This is a genomic window from Mycobacterium sp., from assembly GCF_049281135.1.
Lineage (GTDB): Bacteria > Actinomycetota > Actinomycetes > Mycobacteriales > Mycobacteriaceae > Mycobacterium.
Genome location: NZ_JBAPRN010000231.1, coordinates 1 through 7,076 on the forward strand (window position 1 = coordinate 1; position 7,076 = coordinate 7,076).

General features: G+C 63.1%; 6 protein-coding genes and 1 pseudogene. 5 read left to right on the top strand and 2 right to left on the bottom strand.

Features of this window, described 5'->3' with window-relative positions; translation table 11 throughout:
- Nucleotides 1-192 precede the first annotated feature (192 nt).
- A complete protein-coding gene (locus WAN02_RS09395; RefSeq protein WP_422263881.1) occupies nt 193-627 on the top strand; it encodes a lipoprotein LpqH in 435 nt (144 codons plus the stop codon).
- Nucleotides 628-684: 57 nt separating this feature from the next.
- On the opposite strand, the gene WAN02_RS09400 is transcribed toward WAN02_RS09395, so the two are convergent.
- Nucleotides 685-1,596, bottom strand: coding sequence for an alpha/beta hydrolase-fold protein (locus tag WAN02_RS09400; protein WP_422263882.1), 912 nt, complete (start codon nt 1,594-1,596; stop codon nt 685-687).
- A 786-nt stretch (nt 1,597-2,382) separates the two neighbouring features.
- On the opposite strand from WAN02_RS09400, the gene WAN02_RS09405 reads away from it, so the two are divergent.
- The 4 genes from WAN02_RS09405 (at nt 2,383) to WAN02_RS09420 (ending at nt 6,693) form a co-directional block, all read left to right on the top strand.
- Nucleotides 2,383-3,432, top strand: coding sequence for an LLM class flavin-dependent oxidoreductase (locus WAN02_RS09405; RefSeq protein ID WP_422263883.1), 1,050 nt, complete (start codon nt 2,383-2,385; stop codon nt 3,430-3,432).
- A 46-nt stretch (nt 3,433-3,478) separates the two neighbouring features.
- Nucleotides 3,479-4,261, top strand: a complete 783-nt coding sequence (locus tag WAN02_RS09410) for a hypothetical protein (protein WP_422263884.1) — start codon at nt 3,479-3,481, stop codon at nt 4,259-4,261.
- A gap of 4 nt (nt 4,262-4,265) precedes the next feature.
- Nucleotides 4,266-5,537 carry an aminoglycoside phosphotransferase family protein gene (locus tag WAN02_RS09415; protein ID WP_422263885.1) on the top strand — a complete coding sequence of 424 codons (1,272 nt, stop codon included), beginning with the start codon at nt 4,266-4,268 and terminating at the stop codon, nt 5,535-5,537.
- Between the two features lie 205 nt (nt 5,538-5,742).
- Complete coding sequence (locus WAN02_RS09420) at nt 5,743-6,693, top strand: LLM class flavin-dependent oxidoreductase (protein WP_422263886.1); 951 nt, start codon at nt 5,743-5,745, stop codon at nt 6,691-6,693.
- 3 nt (nt 6,694-6,696) lie between these two features.
- On the opposite strand, the pseudogene WAN02_RS09425 reads toward WAN02_RS09420, so the two are convergent.
- Nucleotides 6,697-7,011: pseudogene (locus WAN02_RS09425) on the bottom strand (enoyl-CoA hydratase); the annotation flags it as partial.
- Between the last annotated feature and the right edge of the window lie 65 nt (nt 7,012-7,076).

Sequence of the window (7,076 nt, forward strand, 5' to 3'; positions counted from 1 at the left end):
GGATGACCCTGCGCGCGGCTTTGAGCCACTTCGTAAATGGTCGCGCGACCCTTCGTTGCACAAAACGCTGTTATTGATATTGCGTGGCGAAAACGGCTATTAAATTCTGAATCGCGGCGTCCTGAAATGCTTGCGTACACCTGCCTGGGTACCGATACACTTCAGGCACGATTCGCGAACAGGAGGGTTGCCGTGAAGAACAGGGTCGCCTTGATCGCTGCGGCCGCACTGATTATCGGCGGCGGCGCAGCCTGCTCATCCAAGCCCGTGAAGCGAGCACCCGGGACATTGATCCCCGGCACCGCGCAGCTCACTATCGACGGCAAAGAACTCCCTCCGGCCGGGGCGGAATGTGCGCCACCAGAGGAATACTTGACCACGATAACGACCGGCAGCGAGGCTTCGGGCGTGACGGTAATGGTGTCTGACAAAGGGAAACTCGCCGCTGAATTTGTCCGGATCCGTAACCTCAATGGCGTTACCGGTGACTACGACCGGCACCTGGGAGGCGACGCCACCGTCGCTCTGACCGAGAGCACCTACCACATCGCCGGGACCGCATTCGGTTATGGCCCGACATCGCACGTGCCCACGACGCACTCGTTCACCATCGAGGTGGCGTGCTGACGTGGCCGCGTGACGCCACCTGAACCGGATCGATGAACGTTGGCGCGTTGCCGGCGGCTACCTGATGTTCGAGGCCAGGTCGCCTGACATCGCGCCCAGCTGCTGGCTCCACGACCCCCAGTCGTTAGCGCCGCCGCCCCCCAGGTCGAAGTGGCCGTTTTTTCCGCCGGCTGAGCGGTAGTAAGCGTAGAAATCCCGGGCGGTGCTTTGCCAGATATCTGCTTGGCCGCCCGTGCCCACCGCACCATCGTCGCTCGGGCTCCCGCTGTGCGGGTTGTACACCCACAGTCGGGTGTTCTGGTCAGCGAGAAGCTGAACGTGCGCGTTCGGGGAATGCCACTTCCACCGGCCGAACTGGGGAGACCCCCACATGTTCGCACTGTCGACGCCACCGTCATTCTTCAGAACGGCCCGGACAGCACCGTCCACCGAGGTCCTTTCGGGAGCGAGCACTCCCGACAGCGATCCGGCGTAGCGAAACCGATCGGGGTGAAACGTGGCGAGCGCGACCGCCGCGTAACCGCCTTGCGCGGCGCCGACTGCACCATGTCCGCCGGGCGCTAATCCCTTGTTGGCGGCCAACCAGTCCGGTAGCTCGCTCGACAGGAACGTGTCCCACTGCTTGCTGCGGTCCTGCTCCCAATCGGTGTACATGCTGTAAGCGCCGCCGGCGGGCGCGACCACCGAGATGCCCTTACCGCCAAGCGTATTCATCGCATTGCCCGCGGTTACCCAGTTGCTCACGTCGGGGGCGGCGTTGAACGCGTCCAGGAGGTACACCGCGTGCGGCCCACCGCCCATAAAAGCCACCGGGATGTCGCGGCCCATCGCCGCCGACGGCACCATCAGGGACTCCATGCCCGCCGCATTGGCCACTGGGGCGCGACCGGCCGTGGCGGTGATGTCCCACATCGCGACGACGAGCATGGCAGCGCAAAGAATTCGGAGCCGCTTCGACAGAACTCTCACATCACCCTCGTTCGCTTATTGCCTGATGATTACTGAAACATGCAATTCCAGAATAGTGAACCACTCCTCACGGCGGCCCGGCAAGGTGCGACAAGCCCGACTAGCGGCGAAAACGTGGGGATGGCGCAAGCGGGCTGAAGCGGTGTCCTGCCCGCACCCGACGCATCGGCCGGTTACGCGAACGAGCTTTCGCTCGACCCGTCTACCGCATAAGCTGCAGGGGTTGGTTTGAGCGTAATTTGCGCACTGTCGATGTTGGACGGAAGGTTGGTAGATGGATCAGAACCCTGACTACGACATGAGCGACGAGTTGGAATACGGCTTCGCAGCGTTCGCTTTCCTGCTCAGGGGCAATTACCCACCGCCCTATTACGGATCAGACTAGCGAGCTCAGACGCCACGGTCATTTGCTGCCGCGGCGCCCCCGCATGCAGCGCTGATCGACGAGCCAAGATTGCGCGCAAGGGGGTCTTCGCGGCCGGAGGGGCTGAGGCCGCGATGCAAACTGTAGTCTTCAGGATGGCCGATGCCGGCCGCGCGAGGTCTGGCGACTCCGCCACCGCCACCGCCACCGCCACCGCCGCGCCATGAGGCGAGAAGTACCGGCCATTCAGTAATTCGGGTCGTTGGGCCACGTGTCATATAGCCGCGGCCCAACGTCGGGCTAACACAGTTGTCATCGACCAAGGCGCGCCCGATACGGATTTCAGACGCAATGGATACTGTAGAGTGTGAACGATCGTTCTTAGCCGATCGCACAACGGCGTCGATCCGAGGAGCGCAACCATGACGCTACCCGCCCAAAGTCGCATCGGCGTGTCGCTGCCGATGCTCAATCAGCCCTACGAGCGCTACGCCGAGTTCGCCGCGCTCGCCGAAGACGCGGGTTTCGATTCGGTGTGGGACTACGAGTTCTACCGCAATCCGTTTATTACCCACGCACTGAACGCACGGGCCACCTCCCGAATTCAGCTGGGCACCGGGATCGCGACCGCTGCGCCCCGCACCCCCTACGAGATGGCCAATGCCGCCGCCGATGTCGATGAGCTCTCCGGCGGACGAACCCTTCTGGGTCTCGGCACCGGCGGCGCGGGCTGGATGGAGTGCTTCAACGGCACCGACATCGACCGTCCGCTGACCCGCATGCGCGAATACATCCACGTGGTGCGGCAGCTCTGGCGGCATTTCGAGACCGACGAACCGTTCGACTTCCAGGGCAAGATCTACCGCGCATCCAGCCCGCCCCTTAACCCGTGGGGCACCCGCAGCCTGGTGCGGCCCCAGATACCCATCTATCTGGCTGGATTGAAGGAGCGAATGCTTCGACTGGCCGGTGAAGTGGCCGACGGTGTGGTTGGCTTCCTGCCCACACCGACGTTCATCCAACAGCACGTTCTTCCCAACGTGGCCGCCGGCGCGGCGAAAGCGGGCCGAGACCCGTCGGACATCGAGGTCACCGCGTTGGTGATCTGCAGCGTATCGCGCGATCGAAACGAAGCGCTGCGACGTGCCCGCATCAACGTCGGCAACTACGTGGCCTACCCGGTGAGCTCGACGGTGATCGAATTCATGGGCCTACAAGAGGATCGCGACCACGTGCTGAAGCGGCTTCTTGGCGAGGGACCCGCGGCGCTGGCCACCGCCGCATCGGATGCGCTGGTGCGTGCCTTCTCAATCGCGGGCAACCCGGATGAAGCGGCCGAACAACTCGCCGCCTATGACGGCGTGCTGCCACACATCGTCTTGCACACACCGTATGTGCCACCGATCGATCAAGCGTCAAGCGAGGACGCGTTCCGGTCAATGGTGCACGCCTTCGCGCGCGCCAGCGCGTGACTCCCGCGTTGAATATCCGTGCACCATCTGTGATGTGGAGGTAAGGATGAATCGAACTGTTCACAAGTTCTGCGCGTGGAGCGGCACGCTGTGCCTGGTTAGCATGGCAATCGGCTTCATCCTGATCGCCGGATTCGTACCCACCCGGTCTCCGGGTCAAAACGCAGTCGAGACAGCGCAATTCATCATCGGACACCGGGACAGGATTCGGTGGGGGATGATCTTGTGCATGTTCTCGGCGTCACTGTTGATGCCGTTCACGGTGTCGATGGCGATTCACATGCGCCGCATCGAGGGTCGGTTTCCGGCACTGGCCATGATCGAGTTCGGGTCGGGCGCTCTGTTCGTCCTGGAATTCATCTACCTGATTTTCTTCTGGCAAACAGCGACTTTCCGCGTCGACCGTGCGCCCGAACTCATCCAACTGCTCAACGACATGGCATGGATTCCGTTTGTGGGCATCACGGCCACGGCGGCGACGCAGGTAGTCTGCTTCGGCATCGCCGTGCTGATAGACCGGCGCGAGCGCTCGATCTTCCCGCGCTGGCTGGGCTACTACAACCTTTGGGTCGCGCTGATGTTCACCCCCGGCACCTTCAACGTTTTCTTCCACAACGGTCCGCTCGCCTGGAACGGCATCATCGCCTGGTATCTGCCGCTGGCGGTGTTCGCTACGTGGATGATCATCAACCCGATCTACCTGTCCAAAGCCGTCGACAGTATGGATTGGGACGCGCTCGTGCCAACCGAAGCCGCGCCCGCCGACGGCGCCGAGCTCACCCGGTTGCGGGCCGACGTCGACCAGCTGCTGGCCCGGGCCGTGCGCTAGCGGCATGGGACCTGGGCTGGCCCGGGCCGCGCTAACCGGTCGGATCGCTTACCACGTCGCCAAAGAGCGAATCACCAATCCGCGCCCCGTCACATTGCGGGAGGTCCCGCCGACACCCGAGCATCTCACCAACGCATGGCTGACGCTCGCCCTTTGCGGGGGCATACCCGGCGCGAAAGTTCTGGACCACGAACTCGGTCCGCGAAACGACGGAACATCGTCACGACGAACGTTGCGGGTGATGTTCAACGACGCCGGCAGCGAAGCCGGGCTCACCGAGCGGCTCTTCACGAAGTCCGGGCCCGGATTCATGAGGCGGCTGGTGTCGGCTGCGGTAGGGCTGGGCGTGACCGAGTCGGCGTTCTACGCGCAGCTGCGCCCGGAATTGGTGATCGAGGCGCCAACTACTCAGTACTCGGCCTACGACCCGCTTACCAACCGCCAGCTGCTGATCATCGACGACGTGTCGCACACTCGCGGAGCGCATTTCGGTAATATCCTCACGCGTCAGCTCGAGCGCGAACAGGCCGAGCAAATGATCGACACACTCGCGGCGCTGCACGTCCAATTCTGGAATACATTACCGCGCAAGCGTTTCGGCCAGTGGCTGCTCGACTCGTATGAGTGGATGGCGCGGCTGAACATCACCATCAACGCGCAGAAGCGAATCCTGGTGGGTTTCGTGCGCGCCCGTGAGGTGATACCGCCCAGGCTTTACCGCCGGAGCATCGAAGTGCCGGACACGCTGATGCGATCACTGAAGATCAATATCGCCGGCCCGCAGACGTTGCTGCACGGCGACGTGCATCCCGGCAACTGGTATGTGACCGGCGACAACCAGATGGGCCTGTATGACTGGCAGTGTGCAGTGCGCGGGGGATGGGCCCGTGACATCGCTTATGCGCTATCCACGCATCTGACCGTCGAGAACCGACGTGCCTGGGAGCGAGACTTGGTGGCCCGCTATTGCGACCGGCTGACCGAGGCCGGCTGCCGAATCCCCGGGGAATCATTTCTGGCGTACCGACAACAGATGCTCCATGCGATGTTCATGTGGCTGGTCACCATTGGACGCTACTCACTGCAGCCCGAGATGCAGCCCAGGGATGTCACGCTCGAGAGTGTGCGCCGAACCTGCCAGGCGGCAGAGGATCTGGAATCGCTGGAGGCGATCGCGGCACACAATCGCGAATCGTGCGTTTCCGGGCGAGCGATCAAAAAGGTCAGTTTCCGCCGCGAGACTTTGAAAGGGTCCAAGCATGTCCAAGACGGTTGAAGTCGGCGTGAATTACTGGCCCAGCCGGTACCTGCCGCCACAGGCCGGCGCCGAGGTCGCCAGCCAACTGGAAGCCACCGGCGTCGTTGATTGGTTCCAGACCTGGGATCAGCTGGTGAGCTTCGTGCCGCAGGCGCTGTGGCGAACCGACGTCACACCTATGGCGCGGTTGAGCGGCGACTGCGACTCGTATTACAACGCAAGCATGGTGGCGCTGCTGGCCGCAAACGCCACCAGTCGGCTGAACATCACCACTACGCTGGATGCGGTTCGCAACGGTCCGGCCGAGCTGCTCCAGCAGATGCTGACGTTGGCCGCGGCGACCGAAGCCAATGTCGCACTCCAGTTCGCGGCTGGTGAGCTCAAGCAGTGTAAGCCGTTCGGCTGGAAGCGCTCCCAGGGCTTGGCACGCATGGAGGACATCTTTGTGATCGTGCGTAAGCTGCTTGCATCCGACGGCCTGATCAGCCACGAAGGCAAACACTGGACCTACGAGGGCGCCTGGATCGGCGGTCATTTCCCGAAGGTCCCTAAAATCTGGGCGCTCGGTGGTGGCCCGCAGCTGATCGACATCGCCACGTCCCATGCTGACGGGTTCATCAGCATGGTCCCCAGCGCCTTCGTCAGCCACGATCAATGGGGCGTGCAAGTGCGTGAAATACGCGAGCAACTCGAGCGCAAGGGACGCGATCCGGAGGCCTTCACCTGTGGCTTCTGGCCGTTCGTCGTCATCTATCGCAACGACGACCAGCGTGAGCGCCTCCTGTCAAATCCGATCACCAAGTGGATGACCGCAGCTTTCGGCAGGCTCCACCACGGCGCGTGGAAAGCCGAGGGAATCGATCTCATCTTTCCCGAGGACTGGCATTACGCGCTGAAGATGCTGCCGCATCAAATGAGCCGGGCCGAGGTTGACGACGTGGTGGGCCGCGTGACCCCGGAGATGATCGAAAAGTCCTGGCTTATCGGAACACCGGAAGAAGTCGCCGCCCAGTTGCAGCCCTGGGTGGAAGCCGGTGCCGATTACATCGCTCCGAGCGATCTGGCGCCTGCGATCATGGAGCCGGAAGAACAGCCCGAGGTCTTCCAGACCATGATCGAGCTCTGCACCCAGCTGCATCGGCCGCACGGCGAGCGGATCTCGAGTGACGCTTAGTTTTCGGTGGCGCCGGCCATGAGCGCCGCCGCCTGGTGAACGATTACTTGCGGCGCGCCATGGCGAGTCGCACCGCGAAGGCAATTCGGTGTCGACGCTGCCCGGGCTGCCGGTTGCCCGCATGGTGGACTTCGTCGCGATCACGACTTCCCGCGGCGCCGATGCCGGACCGGCGGCAAGCTCCCGAGTGGCCACCACAGGATTATCGGCGACCTCGAGCGCCCAGGCCGTGGCTGAGGGCGGCGTCGGCGTCAGGCCCATCCCGAACAACAGCGCAGCGCGCGCCAACTGTGGTCTGACGGCGCGCCGCAGCATCCACATCATGCGTCACAAAATCAACTCGACTCTGAGCGATCGTTCACGACAACGACGTTCGTTGACGA

Coding starts and splice junctions, on each gene's coding strand:
- WAN02_RS09405 (WP_422263883.1), top strand. CDS start 2,383: ATGACGCTACCCGCCCAAAGTCGCATCGGCGTGTCGCTGCCGATGCTC.
- WAN02_RS09410 (WP_422263884.1), top strand. CDS start 3,479: ATGAATCGAACTGTTCACAAGTTCTGCGCGTGGAGCGGCACGCTGTGC.
- WAN02_RS09415 (WP_422263885.1), top strand. CDS start 4,266: ATGGGACCTGGGCTGGCCCGGGCCGCGCTAACCGGTCGGATCGCTTAC.
- WAN02_RS09420 (WP_422263886.1), top strand. CDS start 5,743: ATGGTGGCGCTGCTGGCCGCAAACGCCACCAGTCGGCTGAACATCACC.